At 47.7% G+C, this 19,992-nt stretch carries 13 protein-coding genes, 10 tRNA genes, 3 rRNA genes and 1 other RNA gene; all 27 read left to right on the top strand.

The window, feature by feature from the left end; genetic code table 11:
* The first annotated feature begins 24 nt into the window (after positions 1–24).
* Positions 25–1,629 (top strand): CTP synthase, encoded by a 1,605-nt coding sequence (gene pyrG / locus NLBNIHML_RS18015; protein ID WP_339238984.1) that lies wholly within the window; start codon positions 25–27, stop codon positions 1,627–1,629.
* Between the two features lie 230 nt (positions 1,630–1,859).
* Entirely contained in the window at positions 1,860–2,246 is a 387-nt protein-coding gene (locus NLBNIHML_RS18020) for a response regulator (RefSeq protein WP_339238986.1), read from the top strand.
* A gap of 261 nt (positions 2,247–2,507) precedes the next feature.
* Positions 2,508–3,362 (top strand): class II fructose-1,6-bisphosphate aldolase, encoded by an 855-nt coding sequence (gene fba / locus NLBNIHML_RS18025; RefSeq protein WP_091039193.1) that lies wholly within the window; start codon positions 2,508–2,510, stop codon positions 3,360–3,362.
* Between the two features lie 147 nt (positions 3,363–3,509).
* Positions 3,510–4,763 (top strand): UDP-N-acetylglucosamine 1-carboxyvinyltransferase, encoded by a 1,254-nt coding sequence (gene murA, locus NLBNIHML_RS18030; RefSeq protein WP_339238987.1) that lies wholly within the window; start codon positions 3,510–3,512, stop codon positions 4,761–4,763.
* A gap of 469 nt (positions 4,764–5,232) precedes the next feature.
* Entirely contained in the window at positions 5,233–6,558 is a 1,326-nt protein-coding gene (gene rho, locus NLBNIHML_RS18035) for a transcription termination factor Rho (RefSeq protein WP_472475288.1), read from the top strand.
* 97 nt (positions 6,559–6,655) lie between these two features.
* Positions 6,656–7,930, top strand: coding sequence for a radical SAM family protein (locus tag NLBNIHML_RS18040; protein ID WP_339238988.1), 1,275 nt, complete (start codon positions 6,656–6,658; stop codon positions 7,928–7,930).
* A 102-nt stretch (positions 7,931–8,032) separates the two neighbouring features.
* Positions 8,033–8,230: a 50S ribosomal protein L31 gene (gene rpmE / locus NLBNIHML_RS18045; RefSeq protein WP_056698168.1), complete on the top strand. Its 198-nt coding sequence runs from the start codon at positions 8,033–8,035 to the stop codon at positions 8,228–8,230.
* A gap of 151 nt (positions 8,231–8,381) precedes the next feature.
* Positions 8,382–8,649: signal recognition particle sRNA large type (ffs, locus tag NLBNIHML_RS18050), an RNA gene on the top strand.
* Between the two features lie 174 nt (positions 8,650–8,823).
* Entirely contained in the window at positions 8,824–10,569 is a 1,746-nt protein-coding gene (gene dnaX, locus NLBNIHML_RS18055; protein WP_472475285.1) for a DNA polymerase III subunit gamma/tau, read from the top strand.
* Positions 10,570–10,610: 41 nt separating this feature from the next.
* Entirely contained in the window at positions 10,611–10,922 is a 312-nt protein-coding gene (locus NLBNIHML_RS18060) for a YbaB/EbfC family nucleoid-associated protein (protein WP_036607248.1), read from the top strand.
* A 35-nt stretch (positions 10,923–10,957) separates the two neighbouring features.
* Positions 10,958–11,557: a recombination mediator RecR gene (gene recR / locus NLBNIHML_RS18065; protein WP_062838113.1), complete on the top strand. Its 600-nt coding sequence runs from the start codon at positions 10,958–10,960 to the stop codon at positions 11,555–11,557.
* Positions 11,558–11,741: 184 nt separating this feature from the next.
* Positions 11,742–12,017: a DUF2508 family protein gene (locus NLBNIHML_RS18070; RefSeq protein WP_472475282.1), complete on the top strand. Its 276-nt coding sequence runs from the start codon at positions 11,742–11,744 to the stop codon at positions 12,015–12,017.
* Between the two features lie 34 nt (positions 12,018–12,051).
* Positions 12,052–12,321: a pro-sigmaK processing inhibitor BofA family protein gene (locus tag NLBNIHML_RS18075; RefSeq protein WP_339238991.1), complete on the top strand. Its 270-nt coding sequence runs from the start codon at positions 12,052–12,054 to the stop codon at positions 12,319–12,321.
* A gap of 348 nt (positions 12,322–12,669) precedes the next feature.
* Positions 12,670–14,221 (top strand): 16S ribosomal RNA (locus NLBNIHML_RS18080).
* A gap of 106 nt (positions 14,222–14,327) precedes the next feature.
* Positions 14,328–14,444: ribosomal RNA gene (gene rrf, locus NLBNIHML_RS18085) — 5S ribosomal RNA — on the top strand.
* Between the two features lie 38 nt (positions 14,445–14,482).
* Positions 14,483–14,559: transfer RNA gene (locus NLBNIHML_RS18090), tRNA-Ile, on the top strand.
* 23 nt (positions 14,560–14,582) lie between these two features.
* Positions 14,583–14,658, top strand: a tRNA-Ala gene (locus NLBNIHML_RS18095).
* Positions 14,659–14,862: 204 nt separating this feature from the next.
* A 23S ribosomal RNA gene (locus tag NLBNIHML_RS18100) occupies positions 14,863–17,789 on the top strand.
* The 16S, 23S and 5S rRNA genes sit together here with 10 tRNA genes alongside, the layout of an rRNA operon.
* Positions 17,790–17,872: 83 nt before the next feature.
* Positions 17,873–17,964 (top strand) — tRNA-Ser (locus tag NLBNIHML_RS18105).
* A 43-nt stretch (positions 17,965–18,007) separates the two neighbouring features.
* Positions 18,008–18,084: transfer RNA gene (locus tag NLBNIHML_RS18110), tRNA-Met, on the top strand.
* A gap of 9 nt (positions 18,085–18,093) precedes the next feature.
* A tRNA-Val gene (locus NLBNIHML_RS18115) sits at positions 18,094–18,169 on the top strand.
* 5 nt (positions 18,170–18,174) lie between these two features.
* A tRNA-Thr gene (locus tag NLBNIHML_RS18120) sits at positions 18,175–18,250 on the top strand.
* Between the two features lie 9 nt (positions 18,251–18,259).
* Positions 18,260–18,337, top strand: a tRNA-Asp gene (locus tag NLBNIHML_RS18125).
* Positions 18,338–18,358: 21 nt separating this feature from the next.
* Positions 18,359–18,431, top strand: a tRNA-Phe gene (locus NLBNIHML_RS18130).
* Between the two features lie 12 nt (positions 18,432–18,443).
* Positions 18,444–18,529: transfer RNA gene (locus NLBNIHML_RS18135), tRNA-Tyr, on the top strand.
* A gap of 7 nt (positions 18,530–18,536) precedes the next feature.
* Positions 18,537–18,609: transfer RNA gene (locus NLBNIHML_RS18140), tRNA-Lys, on the top strand.
* 143 nt (positions 18,610–18,752) lie between these two features.
* Complete coding sequence (locus tag NLBNIHML_RS18145; RefSeq protein WP_339258221.1) at positions 18,753–19,946, top strand: PucR family transcriptional regulator; 1,194 nt, start codon at positions 18,753–18,755, stop codon at positions 19,944–19,946.
* The last annotated feature ends 46 nt before the right edge of the window (positions 19,947–19,992 follow it).

Consider the following 19,992-nt stretch of genomic DNA (forward strand, 5'->3'; position numbering starts at 1 on the left):
ACTTATATTAGGAGGGTAATAACAGTGACAAAGTATATTTTCGTGACGGGCGGAGTTGTGTCCTCCCTGGGCAAAGGGATTACAGCTGCTTCGCTGGGCAGATTGCTGAAAAACAGAGGGCTTAAAGTAACCATCCAGAAATTTGATCCGTATATCAACATTGACCCGGGGACTATGAGCCCTTATCAGCACGGCGAGGTTTTTGTAACGGATGATGGCGCGGAAACGGATCTGGACCTTGGCCACTATGAACGTTTTATTGATATCAATCTCTCCAAAAACAGCAACGTCACGACTGGTAAAGTATACTCTTCCGTCATCAGCAAAGAGCGACGCGGGGAATATCTGGGCGGAACGGTACAAGTTATTCCACACATTACGAACGAGATCAAAGAGCGTGTATTCCGCGCTGGACGTGAAGCTGGTTCAGATGTGGTTATTACGGAAATTGGCGGAACAGTGGGCGACATTGAGAGTTTGCCTTTCCTGGAAGCCATTCGTCAGATCAAGAGTGATGTAGGTCGCGACAATGTGATGTACATTCACGTAACACTTATTCCTTATATCAAAGCAGCGGGTGAAGTGAAAACAAAACCAACACAGCATAGTGTTAAGGAACTGCGCAGCATCGGTATTCAACCGAATGTGATTGTCTGCCGTACGGAGTATGAATTGTCTGACGACATGAAAGCCAAGATCGCTCTCTTCTGCGACATTGATGAGAATGCCGTGGTTGAATGTCGCGATGCAGACACCTTGTATCAAGTGCCTTTGAACCTGCGTGAAGAAGGCTTGGATGAGATTGTGGTAAATCACCTGAAACTGACTACTCCTGCACCGGATATGAGCGAGTGGGAAGGGTTGGTTGACCGGATCAACAAGTTGGAGCATACGGTTGAGATCGCTATTGTTGGTAAGTATGTAGCGTTGCATGATGCATACCTGAGTGTTGTTGAGTCGTTGTCTCATGCTGGATTCGCATCGAATGCGGATGTGAAAATTCGCTGGGTTCCTTCTGAAGATATTACGGATGAGAATGTAGGCGACCTGTTACATGGTATTGGCGGTATCCTTGTTCCTGGCGGATTCGGAGATCGTGGTATTGAAGGTAAAGTATCGGCAATCCGTTATGCTCGTGAGAAACAAATTCCGTTCTTCGGTATTTGCCTGGGTATGCAGGTTTCCGTTATTGAATATGCACGTTCCATTGTTGGTTTGAATGGTGCGAACAGCTCCGAGATTAATCCGGCTACCGAATTCCCTGTAATCGATCTGTTGCCTGAGCAAAAAGATATCGAAAATCTGGGCGGTACGATGCGTCTGGGTCTGTATCCTTGTAAGCTTCAAGAAGGTTCTTTGGCGATGGCTTGTTATGATGACGAGCTGGTGTATGAGAGACACCGTCACCGGTATGAGTTCAACAACGAATACCGTGAAGCGATCGAAAAAGCAGGACTGGTTATCTCGGGTACATCCCCGGATGGACGTCTGGTTGAGATCGTGGAACTTCCAGGACACCCATGGTTCCTGGCGGTACAATTCCATCCGGAATTCACTTCCCGTCCGAACCGTCCGCAACCATTGTTCCGTGAATTCGTGAAAGCTTCATTGGAGAATGCAAAGAAATAATCATGTTTTAGCGTTGACGTAATAGATATTGGAGGATGTTCATGGCAACCGCAGAGGTTGCTGTGAACATCCCTTTTTTTTTGCGTAAAAAGCAGGCTGAAATGCTTTTTGTCATTTTGTGAAAGTAGCAGGATTTTAATGGAAGAGGTAGAATATCTATCATGACGACTATGGGATAGTTATCCAGATTCAAAGACGTATATGCTTTCCTAATTCTAGGGGGTTACAGAGTGGAAGATAAAAAAGTTTTGATTGTTGATGACCAGAACGGAATCCGAATCCTATTAATGGAAGTGTTCAGCAGTGAAGGGTATAACACCTTTCAAGCACCCAACGGCAAGGTTGCTCTGGAGATTGTAAATAATGACAAGCCTGACCTGGTATTGCTCGATATGAAGATTCCCGGGATGGACGGTCTGGAAATCCTGAAGCATATTAAAGAAATTGATCCGGGGATCAAAGTGATCATGATGACCGCTTATGGTGAACTGGACATGATTAAGGAAGCTACGGATCTCGGAGCGCTCATGCACTTCACGAAACCGTTTGATATCGACGAGATGCGAGTGGCTGTGAATATGCAGCTTCGCAATGGTACTGTCAATAAATGCAGTTGAATCCTGTTGATACAGGATTTTTTTGTATGCGGACAATATAGATGGTACTTGGTGGGGAGAATGGGGTATTTCACCGCTTTATCCGGGGAATATTGGAAATGGGAAAGTTATAAAGCGGTGTCTATGAAAACTGTGCTGCAAAGCACAGCATTTTTGCAAATGCTTGTTTAGTATTTGACATGGGATGTGGTATAATAAGGCCGTATGTGATTTCGGCTAAAAACCATAGACACAACCCAAACCCCTAGGAGGATTGAAACCATGCCATTAGTATCTATGACAGACATGTTGAACAAAGCACTTGAAGGAAAATATGCAGTTGGTCAATACAACATCAATAACCTTGAGTGGACTCAAGCGATTCTTGGTGCAGCTGAAGAAGAAAAATCCCCAGTAATCCTGGGTGTATCCGAAGGCGCAGCACGTCACATGGGCGGCTTCTACACTGTAGTTAAAATGGTAGAAGGACTCATTCACGACATGAAAATCTCCGTACCAGTTGCGATCCACTTGGACCACGGTTCAAGCTTCGACAAGTGTAAAGAAGCGATCGATGCTGGATTTACATCCGTTATGATCGACGGTTCCCACCACTCTATCGATGAAAATATCGAAATGACTAAAAAAGTTGTTGAATATGCACACGCTAAAGGCGTTTCTGTAGAAGCTGAAGTAGGTACTGTAGGCGGACAAGAAGACGACGTTATCGGCGGAATCATGTACGCTGACCTGAACGAGTGTATCCGTATCGTTAAAGAAACAGGTATCGACACATTGGCACCGGCTCTTGGTTCCGTACACGGTCCTTACCATGGCGAGCCTAACCTGGGCTTCAAAGAGATGGAAGAAGTTCGTGACGCGGTACAAGTTCCACTCGTATTGCACGGTGGTACAGGTATTCCTAAACACGACATCGACAAAGCCATTTCCCTGGGTACATCCAAAATTAACGTAAACACAGAGAACCAAATTGCTTTCTCGAAAGTGGTTCGTGAAGTGCTTGCAGCTAAACCAGATGCTTACGATCCACGTACATTCATCGTACCAGGCCGTGATGCAATCAAAGAAACCGTTAAAGGTAAAATTCGCGAGTTTGGTTCCAACAACAAAGCGTAATTTATCTTTGCCAGTTCCATACTGTGAAATGGAAGAACACCGCCTAGCCGGTGTCTTTCCATTTTCACACCTTATTTCTACATCGGAAGCCAACAGCACGTATTGCCGTTCATCGGCTGCAAAACACGTAGGGGGACATTAAGCTTTATGGAAAAATTGATGATTAGTGGCGGACGTCCGTTACAGGGAACTGTAACTATAAGCGGCGCCAAGAACAGCGCCATTGCGCTTATTCCTGCAGCATTGCTTGCCGAGTCAGAAGTCGTGTTGGACAACCTGCCGCTTTTGAGTGATGTGGCGGTTTATGCAGAAATTTTGGAGGAACTCGGAGCACGTGTAACTTGGGAAGGCAGTCAGATGAAAATTGACCCTTCTGAGATCAAATCCATTCCTATGCCGAATGGTCCCGTGAAGAAGCTTCGCGCTTCGTATTATATGATGGGTGCATTACTGGGACGTTTCAAAGAAGCAACGATAGGTTTACCAGGGGGCTGTAATTTTGAGCCTCGTCCAATTGATCAACATATCAAAGGTTTTGAAGCGCTTGGCGCAACCGTAACGAACGAACATGGCTCCATTCATTTGCATGCCAAAGAGCTTCGCGGCGCAAAAATTTATCTTGATGTAAGCAGTGTGGGCGCAACCATTAATATTATGCTGGCGGCTACTCGTGCCAAAGGCTCTACAATTATCGAAAACGCGGCTAAAGAGCCTGAGATTATAGATGTAGCAACACTTCTGAATTCCATGGGTGCCAGCATCAAGGGTGCAGGTACCGAAACGATCCGTATTGAAGGGGTCTCGGAGCTGAAAGGCTGCCGTCATTCCATCATTCCGGACCGTATACAAGCGGGAACGTATATGATCGCTGCAGCGGCGACGCGTGGAGATGTTCTGATTGACAATGTGATTCCCAAACATCTGGAAGCTTTAACGGCAAAGCTGTTGGAGATGGGTGTTGGCATTGAGGAATTGGATGAAAGTATACGTGTTATTGGCAAACCGAACTATAATCATGTTGACGTGAAGGCGCTGGTTTATCCTGGTTTTCCGACGGATCTTCAGTCACCAATGACCAGTGTATTAACACAGGCAACCGGTGTAAGTGTCCTGAGCGACTTTGTATACAGCAATCGGTTCAAGCATGTGCCTGAGTTGGTACGGATGGGCGCAAAGATTCGAGTAGAAGGACGGTCAGCGATTATTGAAGGCAGTGCATTAAACGCGGCCAAAGTAAAAGCATCCGATCTTCGCGCTGGTGCAGCGCTGGTGATTGCAGGTCTCACCGTCAGTGAAGGTGTGACTGAAGTAACTGGGGTTGAATATATTGACCGTGGTTATGATCATCTGGTGACTAATCTTCGTTTGCTCGGTGCAGATGTATGGCGGGAAACGGATTAATTAATAGGAAGCATGATGCATGATTCAGTCCTACACATGTTTATTTTAACTGAACTGCATATCTTTTCGGTGATTAGGTAAACCTGTTTTAATAGAGTTCTCAGTCTCTCCGGCATAAGACGAAATGTTACTGTTTCCTTTACCGGAGGGTCTTTTTTTGAATTAAACTTCATATGGCTGTAAGAACATCATTTCTCATCCCCAACCCCCGGTTTTGTTTGAACTGCGCTCCATAGCCGGTCTATCCGGATTGATCGCCTCAATGCATCGTTCACTCAATAGCGGATCATGCCGAATGTTGGCCATCCCACCCGGAAACTTACACTCAAAGACAAGTATTTGCATTATAACGGTTACATTCCGTACAATGGACAGAAGAGATTGTGGCAGATGCTGCGCTCTATAGCCGGAACATCTAGCGAAACTATCCATTTCACACGGACTTATTAATTGAATAGGTGGTTATTATATGGATCTACAAATTTCCGATTTGGAAGAAATGAAACTAACGGACCTCTACAAACTGGCCAAAAAATATCAGATACCTTACTATGGTACGTTAAAAAAGAAAGAATTAATCTTTGCTATACTGCGCGCACAAGCCGAACAGAGCGGTCTGATGTTCATGCAAGGCGTACTCGAGATTTTACCTGAAGGTTACGGATTTCTTCGGCCGATTAACTACTTGCCAAGTACGGAAGACATCTACATCTCAGCTTCTCAGATTCGCAAGTTTGACCTAAGAACAGGTGACCTCGTATCAGGTAAATGTAGAACGCCTAAGGAAAACGAGAGATACTTCGGTTTGTTGCAAGTCAACGCTGTAAATGGTGAGAATCCATCGGCGGCTGCAGAGCGACTTCACTTCCCGGCACTAACCCCACTGTATCCGCAGAAAAAACTGGTTCTCGAAACATCCCCCAACCATTTGTCCACACGAATTATGGATGTGCTCGCCCCGGTAGGATTGGGACAGCGCGGATTGATCGTAGCACCTCCCAAAGCGGGTAAAACGCTTCTCCTCAAAGAAATTGCCAACAGCATCTCAACTAACAATCCTGAAATTGAACTGTTTGTCCTGTTGATTGATGAACGTCCAGAGGAAGTAACGGATATGTCGCGTTCGGTAAAAGGGGAAGTTGTGGCTTCGACATTTGATGAACTGCCTGAGAATCATATTAAAGTGGCGGAATTGGTACTTGAGCGTGCGCTTCGTCTCGTCGAGGCCAAAAAGGATGTTGTTATCCTGCTGGATAGCATTACGCGTCTTGCCCGTGCATATAACCTGGTTATTCCACCATCCGGTCGTACACTTAGTGGTGGTATTGATCCGGCTGCATTTCATCGTCCGAAACGTTTCTTCGGTTCTGCCCGGAATGTGGAAGAAGGCGGAAGCTTGACCATCCTGGCAACTGCATTGATTGATACCGGATCGCGTATGGATGACGTCATTTATGAAGAATTTAAGGGTACAGGTAATATGGAGCTTCATCTGGACCGTCGTCTGGCAGAGCGCCGCATATTCCCGGCAATCGACATTCGTCGTTCAGGCACACGTCGTGAAGAAGTATTGCTTAGCAAGGAAGAGTTGGATACAATCTGGGCGATTCGTAAAAACATGAATGATTCCCATGACTTTGTCGAAGGATTCCTGAAGAAACTTCGTAACAGCAAGACAAATGCAGAGTTTTTGGCGGCATTTGATTCGGCTGGTAATAGCCCGACAAGCAATTCCGGGACAACAACTACCCGTCGCTCATCTAGACAGACAGCTACGTCAGGTACATCGACGTAAGTGTCGTTCGACTAATCATTTTCTTTTTGCAGCACTGCTGTGAATGTTACAATATACCCGTCGTTAGGTTTAACCCATTAGATGTGAGGAGAACATCATGTATTTAGTATACGCAGATGAAAAAGGTAATGTATTTGATCATCCTTCCCTGTACGGGCTTGCCCGCAGTGGAGATATGATCGTGGAGATTATGGAAGACGAACTTATCCCTTTGCCAGAGGGTGCGACGTTGGTTGGACTCCCGAGCACCCGGCCCATTGGTATGGATCCGGACACTGGTGAGATGCTGCCAATGCCAACGGACACACAGGCTGTAGGTGCTTTGCTTCCGCAAGGATTTACTCGTTTGTGTCTCCCTGGATATGTGAAGACGGATAAGGAGTATAAGTTGCCGTTGTTTGGTTATTCCGCAGTAGTCTGGAAAGATGGCGGTTTTTATGTCACCGCTTCGAAGTCGGATAGTCCTGACAAGTGGAATCCGCTCAACTGTGACCGTGACGATGTGCGTTCTGGCGTTAAACGATTGACAGAGCAATACCCCGAGAACCGTCTCTACACCCATCTATCCAACTGTGCGCTTGGATATGAATGTCTGACTTCATCGAACACGTTCCTGAATCGTTGGGAAGGTGGAGTGCCAGTATCCTATTCTTGCAATGCAGGTTGTTTCGGGTGTATCTCCGAGCAACCGGATGATAGCGGCTTTGTTTCCCCGCAGACACGTATGAACTTCCGACCACGTGTGGATGAGATTGTGGAGGTTATGCTGGAACACCTGAAGACGCCAGAGTCCATCATTAGCTTTGGACAAGGTTGTGAAGGGGAGCCTTCCACGCAGGCCAAGTTGATTATTGAAGCGATTCGCGAAGTGCGTTCTGTAACGGACATGGGGTATATCAACATTAATACCAATGCCGGTCTGAACGATCATATTAGAGGTATTGTGGATGCTGGATTGGATCTGATGCGCGTAAGTACAATCAGCGCACTGGATGACCATTATAACGCCTACTATAAACCACGTGGTTATACCTTAGCCAATGTTGAAAAGTCGATGAAATATGCGGCGCAGCAGGGTGTATACACCTCGATTAACTATTTGATCTTCCCGGGTGTAACGGATCGTGAAGAAGAGATTGAGGCGATGATTGAGTTTGCGAGAAGAACCGATCTACGCTTGATTCAGATGCGTAACCTCAATATTGATCCGGAGAGTTATCTGGAATTAATCCCTCCTGCTCAAGGAGATATCTTGGGCATGAAGCAGATGATTGAGATCTTTGAAGACGAGTTGCCTGATGTTGTGATCGGATCGTATACCCATGTTCCACCAGCTGGAATGGCACGTCCCAAACGGTTGATTACCTCTTAACAATAATGGATTGCAACAGGCACAAGGCCGTGTTATAATCTCAGAGTTGTGCCATTTACTCTGGGTCCGCTTGAGGCTCAGGGCGGAAAGAGGTGAAAGGTAATGAAAGAAGCAATTCATCCTAAATACACGATTGGTCAAGTATCTTGCGCTTGCGGGAATACTTTTGAGACAGGTTCGGTTAAAGACGGACTTCGTGTAGAGATTTGCTCCGCGTGCCACCCGTTCTTCACAGGTAAACAGAAGTTTATCGATGCTGGCGGCCGTGTTGATCGTTTCAAGAAGAAATACGGAATCTAATAGGACAATTCTTGGAGTTGTCTGCTAATTGCATCCAACACACCCCTGCTGATCTGGCAGGGGTTTTTATATGTTATATGTAAGCATAGTTGCTTCTGCTTTCCTTTCCTCTAGTTGCAATTTGGATGACCTTACGTTATACTATTTCTTACCGTGCTAGATGGGGAGGTAGCGGTGCCCTGTAACTCGCAATCCGCTATAGCGAGGTTGAATTCCTGCTAGAGGTTTTGCCGATGTGAGGTTTGGTCCCTAAACGTGGTGTTGACGGTTGGGTCCTCCGCAATGAGTACTCATGAACCTGGTCAGGTCCGGAAGGAAGCAGCCATAAGTGAGATCACTCTTGTGCCGGAGGGTTGCCTAGCCCGAGCTATTGTTCAGGGGTGCCACTTGGATCGCAAATATCGATAGCAGGTGCACGGCTTACCATTTAAATGTAGAGACCTTTGCAGTTGTATGTATGCAGGGGTCTTTTTGATATGTCTTAAAAAACCACGCATGAATGAGTCAGATAAAGTTTGGATTCACCCTGGAATATAGTATAATGGGGGAACGACAAAGGACTCGAATGCGAAGTGGAAGGAAGGTAACGCATCATGGAGCATATCGCGTTATACCGGGCTTGGCGTCCCCAGTCGTTTCAAGATATGGTGGGGCAACAGCATATTATTCAGACCTTGCAGAACGCGATTCGTGAACAGCGGACTTCCCATGCCTACTTATTTAGCGGGCCCAGAGGAACGGGGAAGACAAGTGCCGCCAAGATTTTGGCCAAAGCTGTGAACTGCGAACGTGGGCCTGCGCCTGAACCTTGTAACGAGTGTGAAGCTTGCCGCAGGATTACGACTGGCGCTGTGATGGATGTGCAGGAGATTGATGCTGCATCCAATCGGGGCGTTGAAGAAATCCGTGATCTTCGGGAAAAGGTTAAATATGCGCCAACCGAAGTCCGGCAGAAAGTCTATATTATTGATGAAGTGCACATGCTGACGACGGAGGCATTCAATGCTTTGCTCAAAACATTGGAAGAGCCACCGCCACATGTGATGTTTATTTTGGCAACAACAGAACCACACCGCCTTCCGGCAACAATTATATCGCGCTGTCAGCGATTTGATTTTCGTCGGGTTTCCCTGGAAGAGCAGACAGCAAGACTTACCTTGATCTGTGAACAGGAAGGTATGGAAGCGGACCAGGATGCGCTCCAATACATTGCCCGTTTATCAGACGGTGGAATGAGGGATGCACTCAGTGTGCTGGATCAGATCTCTTCATTTACAGATGGGCGAGTAACGTACCAGCAGGTCATGGACATGACGGGTGGAATTGCTTCAGAACAATTTGCCAAACTGGCTGCTTCGCTACTCAAGGGTGATGTTGGTCATATTCTGCAGATGATTGAAGGTTTCATGCATGAAGGAAAGAGCGCAGACAAGTGCATGGAGAATTTGCTGTATTATTTCCGCGATTTGCTTATGATTAAGATGGTACCTGATGCAGATAAACTGACGGACCGGGTACTTAATCCGGAATCTTTCCGTGATATGGCAGAGTCATTTACCAGGGAACAACTGTTCCACATGATTGATACTCTTAATCGGTACCAGAGTGAAATGAAGTATGCAGTACAACCACAGACATTATTTGAAGTTGCATTGCTTAAACTGTGTAGTATTCCAGCTCAAGGCGAGGTTTCTGTTCAGGTGGGAGCTTCAGCTCATGCAGCACCTGCTGATGGGGGAGAGATCAATCGCTTGAAGCAGCAGCTTGCTGAGTTGGAGAAGAAGTTGGATCGTGCACTAAAGAGTGGGTTGTCTGGTGGAGAAGTTGCATCGAGCGCTCCGTCGCGTCCGGCAACAAGAGCTCCTGTATCGAGAGGGAACTCGCCTGCGAAGCTTCCTGCACAGTTGGATCAGTATGTTGCGCGCAAGGGAGCCCCTGAGTTCGCAGAGATCAGCAAAAAATGGAGTCAGATCCTGCAAAGGGTGAAGGAAGAGAGGGTTACCGTTCACGCCTGGTTCGTGGATGGTGAGCCGGTATCATTGCTTGAGGACAATGTGTTGGTTGCTTTTAAAAACAACATTCACCGTGAAACAACGGAGAAGCAGGCTAACCGTGAAGTCATTGAGCGGGTGTTGTCCGAGCAGCTTGGGCGTCCTGCGCGATTGGTGACGATGATGCTCAAAGATTGGACCGGAGCAACGGAGGGAGCTTCTGAAACGCCAAAGGAGGACTTTAAGCTTGAACCCGAGCATGAAGACGGTGGTTCAAGCAGTAAACAGCCTTGGATAGATGAAGCCATTCAACTCTTTGGTGAGGACCTTGTAGTGATCAAAGAATAATGCGCATAGCGCGATAACCATAACAAAGGAGATGAACAATTATGAACAACATGAACCAAATGATGAAACAAGTGAAGAAAATGCAGGAGCAAATGCTGAAAGCACAAGAGGAATTGGCGGACAAAACAGTCCAAGGTACATCCGGTGGCGGTGTAGTGACGGCTGAAGTTAACGGACACAAGAAATTGCTTGCTATCACGATCAAACCTGAAGCGGTAGATCCGGAAGATGTTGAAATGTTGCAGGATCTCGTTATGACAGCTGTTAATGATGCAATGGCCAAAGCTGATGAAATTGCCAACAAGGATATGGGCAAGTTCACTGGCGGCATGAATATTCCGGGATTATTTTAATTAAAAATTGATCCTGTCAAAGGAGACACAATCGATTGTATTATCCCGAACCAATAGCCAAGCTGATTGATGCCTTCACTCGATTGCCGGGTGTTGGCCCCAAGACGGCAGCTCGTTTAGCTTTTCATGTGCTTAACATGAAGGAAGATGACGTTATTGATTTTGCCAAAGCACTCGTAAGTGTGAAGCGTAATCTTCATTACTGTTCTGTGTGTTGTAATATTACCGATACCGACCCGTGTCGCATCTGTCAGGATAAGTCCAGGGATGTCTCTGTAATCTGTGTAGTTCAGGATTCGAAAGATCTGGTGGCCATGGAGCGCACCAAGGAATTCGATGGATACTATCATGTGTTACAGGGTGCGATCTCACCTATGGAGGGAATTGGACCAGATGATATTCGTTTGAAGGAACTCCTGATTCGATTAAGTGATGAACGTATTAAAGAGATCATCTTGGCGACAAACCCCAATATTGAGGGTGAGGCTACAGCGATGTACATCTCCCGTTTAGTACGTCCGTTTGAGATCAGTGTGACCCGGATTGCGCATGGATTGCCTGTAGGTGGCGATCTTGAATATGCGGATGAAGTGACCCTTTCCAAGGCGTTAGAAGGGCGCAGAGAGATGCGTTAGTGTTTTCAGGTTGAATTAAACAATGAACTTCCTTGGAAACTTCGGAAGCTAAATAAGTTTCGATGAGCAAAGAGAGCCCTAGGGCTCTCTTTTTTTGTGGAGAAAATAAATGCTCAAGTTCTAAGTTTGTCCTTTCCTTGATAAGTATGAGAATATGCTGTGCTGATCAGGAGGAGGAGAGTTTATGTTTTTGTGGCGAAATACACGGAACTCAATAGAGAAACAGAACAGAATGTTGAAGGAGCTTGAGGAGGATCAGATCTATGCAGATGTACAGACGGCTAAGCAGGAGTGGGAACGGGCTATGAGACAGTTTGAAGATGCGCAGGGGCAGGATGAGATTGATTATGCCATCTATGTATTGGAGGCAGCTGAGCGAAAGTACCAGATTCATTTGAGAAGAGCAAAGCGAGCCAGAGCTAATGATGATGTTGCATCACAGCGAGGATTGAGTATATAGAGCTGAGATTACATTAAACATGGAGGTGTACCATATGAAGAGTATTATACTGGGGAGCGTACTAGTTGTATCTTTACTGGGACTTATTGTGGTTTTATTCAGAAAGCGGATAGGGTTGTCGGTATTTACGTCATTTGGAATCCATCTGGTGCTTGCTGCAGTAGGGATATACATCGTGAATTATTCCGGCTGGATTATAGGAACCTACATCCCGTTGAACCCTGCAACGATAGGGACAGTGACTGTTTTGGGATTGCCGGGTGTGGGCCTATTATTAGGGTTGAAATTTTCTTTGTTTGGATAGTTGACTCCCAGGATATTTATATGGTACATTATATCTCGTTGCTTTGCTTGCTTGGTTACATGCTTTCGATGAAATGAAGAAGTTCATTACGAGCTTCGAAAAAGAATTTCAAAAAAACACTTGACCAAAACGAACGAAGTATGATATATTATAAAAGTCGCCGCTGAGAGAAAATGGTGACAAAAAAACAAGTTTGATCTTTGAAAACTGAACAACGAGTGAGTAAACATTCTGCTTGCAGAATGAACGCGAAAGTTTGAAACAAGCCTTGGCTTGAATCGACTAGAGCACAAATGAGATTTTTAATCTCGTCAGATTCAAAATGAGCTTATCGCTCTTTTCAATACTTTATTGGAGAGTTTGATCCTGGCTCAGGACGAACGCTGGCGGCATGCCTAATACATGCAAGTCGAGCGGAGTTGATAAGAAGCTTGCTTCTTTGATACTTAGCGGCGGACGGGTGAGTAACACGTAGGCAACCTGCCCTCAAGTTTGGGACAACTACCGGAAACGGTAGCTAATACCGAATAGTTGTTTCCTTCGCCTGAAGGAAACTGGAAAGACGGAGCAATCTGTCACTTGGGGATGGGCCTGCGGCGCATTAGCTAGTTGGTGGGGTAACGGCTCACCAAGGCGACGATGCGTAGCCGACCTGAGAGGGTGATCGGCCACACTGGGACTGAGACACGGCCCAGACTCCTACGGGAGGCAGCAGTAGGGAATCTTCCGCAATGGGCGAAAGCCTGACGGAGCAATGCCGCGTGAGTGATGAAGGTTTTCGGATCGTAAAGCTCTGTTGCCAGGGAAGAACGCTTGGGAGAGTAACTGCTCTCAAGGTGACGGTACCTGAGAAGAAAGCCCCGGCTAACTACGTGCCAGCAGCCGCGGTAATACGTAGGGGGCAAGCGTTGTCCGGAATTATTGGGCGTAAAGCGCGCGCAGGCGGTCATTTAAGTCTGGTGTTTAATCCCGGGGCTCAACCCCGGATCGCACTGGAAACTGGGTGACTTGAGTGCAGAAGAGGAGAGTGGAATTCCACGTGTAGCGGTGAAATGCGTAGATATGTGGAGGAACACCAGTGGCGAAGGCGACTCTCTGGGCTGTAACTGACGCTGAGGCGCGAAAGCGTGGGGAGCAAACAGGATTAGATACCCTGGTAGTCCACGCCGTAAACGATGAGTGCTAGGTGTTAGGGGTTTCGATACCCTTGGTGCCGAAGTTAACACATTAAGCACTCCGCCTGGGGAGTACGGTCGCAAGACTGAAACTCAAAGGAATTGACGGGGACCCGCACAAGCAGTGGAGTATGTGGTTTAATTCGAAGCAACGCGAAGAACCTTACCAGGTCTTGACATCAGCATGACCGGGCTAGAGATAGTCCTTTCCTTCGGGACATGCTAGACAGGTGGTGCATGGTTGTCGTCAGCTCGTGTCGTGAGATGTTGGGTTAAGTCCCGCAACGAGCGCAACCCTTGATCTTAGTTGCCAGCATTTCGGATGGGCACTCTAAGGTGACTGCCGGTGACAAACCGGAGGAAGGTGGGGATGACGTCAAATCATCATGCCCCTTATGACCTGGGCTACACACGTACTACAATGGCCGGTACAACGGGCTGTGAAGCCGCGAGGTGGAACGAATCCTAAAAAGCCGGTCTCAGTTCGGATTGCAGGCTGCAACTCGCCTGCATGAAGTCGGAATTGCTAGTAATCGCGGATCAGCATGCCGCGGTGAATACGTTCCCGGGTCTTGTACACACCGCCCGTCACACCACGAGAGTTTATAACACCCGAAGTCGGTGGGGTAACCGCAAGGAGCCAGCCGCCGAAGGTGGGATAGATGATTGGGGTGAAGTCGTAACAAGGTAGCCGTATCGGAAGGTGCGGCTGGATCACCTCCTTTCTATGGAGAATCGTTTCCCGTAGCGGAAACATTCAAATACAAAATCTAGCCAGGTCGGCTAGTTACTCACTCGTTGCTCAGTTTTGAGAGCTCAAACTCTCAAACGTTTGGTGGCGATAGCGAAGGGGTTCCACACGTTCCCATCCCGAACACGACCGTTAAGCCCTTCAGCGTCAATGGTACTTGGACCGCAGGGTCCTGGGAGAGTAGAACGCCGCCAAGCGTAACCCATTCTGGGTTCAAAAAAAGTATATATAATGTGGGCCCTTAGCTCAGTTGGTTAGAGCGCACCTCTGATAAGGGTGAGGCCGGTGGTTCGAGTCCACCAGGGCCCACCATCTATACCTTTAAAACTTTATATGGGGCCATAGCTCAGCTGGGAGAGCGCCTGCCTTGCAAGCAGGAGGTCAGCGGTTCGATCCCGCTTGGCTCCACCAAAAATGTTTTACAAGTTTGTTCTTTGAAAACTAGATATCGAAACGAAAGTGAATGCGAATTAGAACATTCCTTTTTAGCTGAACTTGTGTATAACAAGTTTCAATAAAAACGGTAGATTGCACGTACGATGGTTTTGGGTGGGAGCGACTTTTGGCTTTGCGTAAGCAAAACAAGGGAAGCGAGCAGCCAATACCGGAGCACGAGGTTAAGCTACTAAGAGCACACGGAGGATGCCTAGGCGCTAGGAGCCGATGAAGGACGTGGCGAACAACGAAACTGCCTCGGGGAGCTGTAAGCAAGCTTTGATCCGGGGGTGTCCGAATGGGGAAACCCAGCTGGGGTAATTTCCAGTTACTCATAACTGAATACATAGGTTATGTAGAGGCATACCAGGGGAACTGAAACATCTAAGTACCCTGAGGAAGAGAAAACAATAGTGATTCCGTCAGTAGCGGCGAGCGAACGCGGAGAAGCCCAAACCAGAGAGCTTGCTCTTTGGGGTTGTGGGACGTCTCACATGGAGTTACAAAGGAGTCAGTTAAACGAAGAGGTCTGGAAAGGCCCGCCAAAGAAGGTAAAAGCCCTGTAATTGAAAGTTGATTCTCTCCGAGACGGATCCCGAGTAGTGCGGGGCACGTGAAACCCCGTATGAATCCGGCAGGACCATCTGCCAAGGCTAAATACTTCCTAGCGACCGATAGTGAAGCAGTACCGTGAGGGAAAGGTGAAAAGCACCCCGGAAGGGGAGTGAAATAGAACCTGAAACCGTGTGCTTACAAAAAGTCAGAGCCCGTTTTAGGGGTGATGGCGTGCCTTTTGTAGAATGAACCGGCGAGTTACGTTCCCGTGCAAGGTTAAGGTGAAGAGCCGGAGCCGCAGCGAAAGCGAGTCTGAATAGGGCGACATAGTACGTGGACGTAGACCCGAAACCGGGTGATCTACCCCTGTCCAGGGTGAAGGTGCGGTAACACGCACTGGAGGCCCGAACCCACGCACGTTGAAAAGTGCGGGGATGAGGTGGGGGTAGCGGAGAAATTCCAATCGAACTCGGAGATAGCTGGTTCTCCCCGAAATAGCTTTAGGGCTAGCCTCGGAAAACAGAGTCGTGGAGGTAGAGCACTGATTGGGTGCGGGGCCCGCAAGGGTTACCAAGCTCAGTCAAACTCCGAATGCCATAGACTTACTTCCGGGAGTCAGACAGTGAGTGCTAAGATCCATTGTCAAAAGGGAAACAGCCCAGACCATCAGCTAAGGTCCCCAAGTGTGTGTTAAGTGGGAAAGGATGTGGAGTTGCACAGACAACCAGGATGTTGGCTTAGAAGCAGCCACCATTGAAAGAGTGCGTAATAGCTCACTGGTCGAGTGACTCTGCGCCGAAAATGTAACGGGGCTAAACACACCACCGAAGCTATGGCTTGATGCTTTGCATCAGGGGTAGGGGAGCGTTGTATAAGGGTTGAAGGTGTACCGTAAGGAGCGCTGGACATTATACAAGTGAGAATGCCGGTATGAGTAACGAAAAGATCAGTGAGAATCTGATCCGCCGAAAGCCTAAGGGTTCCTGAGGAAGGCTCGTCCGCTCAGGGTAAGTCGGGACCTAAGGCGAGGCCGAAAGGCGTAGTCGAAGGACAACAGGTCGAAATTCCTGTACCACCGTAAGCCGTTATGAGCAATGGGGGGACGCAGTAGGGTAGTGACGCGGACTGATGGATGTCCGTCTAAGCAGTGAGGCTGATGTGTAGGCAAATCCGCACATCATTAAGGCTGAGCTGTGATGGGGAGCGAAAATTGTAGTAGCGAAGGTCATGATCTCACACTGCCAAGAAAAGCCTCTAGCCAGGTGAAGGTGCCCGTACCGCAAACCGACACAGGTAGGCGAGAAGAGTATTCTAAGGCGCGCGGAAGAACTCTCGTTAAGGAACTCGGCAAAATGACCCCGTAACTTCGGGAGAAGGGGTGCCCCGGTAGTGTGAATAGCACGAGGGGGCCGCAGTGAAAAGGCCCAAGCGACTGTTTAGCAAAAACACAGGTCTGTGCGAAGCCGTAAGGCGAAGTATACGGGCTGACGCCTGCCCGGTGCTGGAAGGTTAAGGGGAGTGGTTAGGAGCAATCCGAAGCTGTGAACCGAAGCCCCAGTAAACGGCGGCCGTAACTATAACGGTCCTAAGGTAGCGAAATTCCTTGTCAGGTAAATTCTGACCCGCACGAATGGCGTAACGACTTGGGCGCTGTCTCAACGAGAGATCCGGTGAAATTTTAATACCTGTGAAGATGCAGGTTACCCGCGACAAGACGGAAAGACCCCATGGAGCTTTACTGCAGCTTGATATTGAATTTGGGTACGATCTGTACAGGATAGGTGGGAGCCTTTGAAACGTGAGCGCCAGCTTGCGTGGAGGCAACGTTGGGATACCACCCTGATCGTATCTAGGTTCTAACCTGGTACCGTAATCCGGTGCGGGGACAGTGTCAGGTGGGCAGTTTGACTGGGGCGGTCGCCTCCTAAAGAGTAACGGAGGCGCCCAAAGGTTCCCTCAGAATGGTTGGAAATCATTCGAAGAGTGCAAAGGCATAAGGGAGCTTGACTGCGAGACCTACAAGTCGAGCAGGGACGAAAGTCGGGCTTAGTGATCCGGTGGTACCGCATGGAAGGGCCATCGCTCAACGGATAAAAGCTACCCTGGGGATAACAGGCTTATCTCCCCCAAGAGTCCACATCGACGGGGAGGTTTGGCACCTCGATGTCGGCTCATCGCATCCTGGGGCTGAAGTAGGTCCCAAGGGTTGGGCTGTTCGCCCATTAAAGCGGTACGCGAGCTGGGTTCAGAACGTCGTGAGACAGTTCGGTCCCTATCTGTCGTGGGCGTAGGAAATTTGAGAGGAGCTGTCCTTAGTACGAGAGGACCGGGATGGACGTACCGCTGGTGTACCAGTTGTTCCGCCAGGAGCACCGCTGGGTAGCTATGTACGGACGGGATAAACGCTGAAAGCATCTAAGCGTGAAGCCCCCCTCAAGATGAGATTTCCCAGTATGTAAGACCCCTTGAAGACGACGAGGTAGATAGGCTGGGGGTGGAAGTGCAGCAATGCATGGAGCTGACCAGTACTAATCGGTCGAGGGCTTATCCAAATATGCAAGTTGTAATTCGCATGTTTCGTTTCGAATCTAGTTTTCAGGGAGCAATCCTTGAATGATGTTGAAGATTGTTATTTGGAGAGATACCCAAGTGGCTATAAGGGGACCCTCTGCTAAGGGGTTAGACTGCGTAAGCGGTGCGAGGGTTCGAATCCCTCTCTCTCCGCCATCTTTACCTTAAGATGGACAAGCAATCAAGACACAACTAATATGGCGGTGTAGCTCAGCTGGCTAGAGCGTACGGTTCATACCCGTAAGGTCGGGGGTTCGATCCCCTCCGCCGCTACCATATTACCCAGGAGGCTTAGCTCAGCTGGGAGAGCATCTGCCTTACAAGCAGAGGGTCGGGGGTTCGATCCCCTCAGCCTCCACCATATACGCCGGTGTAGCTCAACTGGTAGAGCAACTGACTTGTAATCAGTAGGTTGGGGGTTCAAGTCCTCTCGCCGGCACCATTAATGCCTGGAACCGTGGTGTAGTTGGCCTAACATGCCTGCCTGTCACGCAGGAGATCGCGGGTTCGAATCCCGTCGGTTCCGCCATTAATCCTAAAAATTAAATATGGCTCGGTAGCTCAGTCGGTAGAGCAGAGGACTGAAAATCCTCGTGTCGGCGGTTCGATTCCGTCCCGAGCCACCTTTAATCCCTGGAGGATTAGCGAAGTGGCCAAACGCATCAGACTGTAAATCTGCTCCCGTACGGGTTCGGTGGTTCGAATCCATCATCCTCCACCAGTTTTATGAGTCATTAGCTCAGTTGGTAGAGCACCTGACTTTTAATCAGGGTGTCGAAGGTTCGAGCCCTTCATGACTCATCTTTAAAAAAAGAGTGATTAATCATTAATTTGATTAGTCGCTCTTTTTTGTTATGTACTTTTAACGGATTATGGATATTTATTAATGCTTTGCAAGATATGATAAACTAATAGAAAACATGCAGAGTGGTGACGTTCATTATATGAAGTTCATACCTGATCTAAAACAGCAAATTGAAGTCATTATAGGCACAACTTTGGACGAATATGAAATTACAATAGAGGAATGGACGCAATCCGTTACGAATCTGGTGGGTCTTCATGAAAATTCAGAGACCTATGGTGATAAAGGTGAAAGTCTGGAGCTATCTGAACAAACTACATCTCCAAGCTCATCCGATGTGATCAGTCTGAATACGGGAGAGCGCATATTTTTTAAGGTTCGGATGAATGAGAAAGAAGAGACCGTGGTATGTTGGGGATGCGCTGCAAGATCCATCACTGTGGAGAGACGGAGATTTATTGAGCTTTTGATCCGTTCCAACACAGAATTACCCGATGAGACACAGCCTGTTGTATATGAGAATGATAGGGAGCAGTATTTGACTGAATTGGGTCTCTGGCTTAGAGAGCAGATCGAAGAACCAACCAAGCAGGAATCTGAAACGGTTCCTGATCGCTTTGTGGTACCTGCAGATTTGAATACTGAGAAAATTCTGTTCTTGCTGCAAGGAGACACGCCGGATGCACATCGTTTACGATCCAAGGAACTCAACAAGCTGCTTGAGAGTTATTTTGGCGAGGAGATTGTATTGATTCCTTTGGGGGAGCAAGAGTGGGTTTTCATGGGTGATAAAGAAATTGTTACAGAAGAAGCCGAGGAAGATACACCGGATGCCCAAAAGGATTCACTGAACGCTTTTTGCCTTGGGTTACATGAACTGGTTGCCAGTGAGTGGGCTGGAGTGTTCCATCTGTCTGCATCCCTGCCGTGCATACCCGCAGAACAATTAGTATCAGTTACAGCGCTTCTTAAAGAAAGTGTGCAATTGGGGAGAGCATTCCATGTTACGCAGCATATTCATCTCCCATGGGATCTGCATCTCGAACGGTTGGTAGCGAGTATTCCAGATGAACAACGGATACGATTTATACAGGAAACAGGCAAGGACACGGTAATCTTAAATGATAGTGAGACTCTTGCTACGTTAGAAACCTTTTTTAGCCTGGACTGTAATGTGAGCGAGACAGCCAAACGGCTTTTCATTCATCGTAATACGTTGGTTTATCGTCTGGACAAGATCAAACAGGAGATTGGATACGATGTGAGGCACTTCGAAAGTGCTGTTCTAGTGCAGTTTTTGCTGCTTATGTACAAAGTGACGAAAAAGCATTGATATTTTTGTGCAGTTTGCGAATAGTCAAACCTCATACAGATAGGGT

Source organism: Paenibacillus sp. JNU01 (assembly GCF_059130585.1).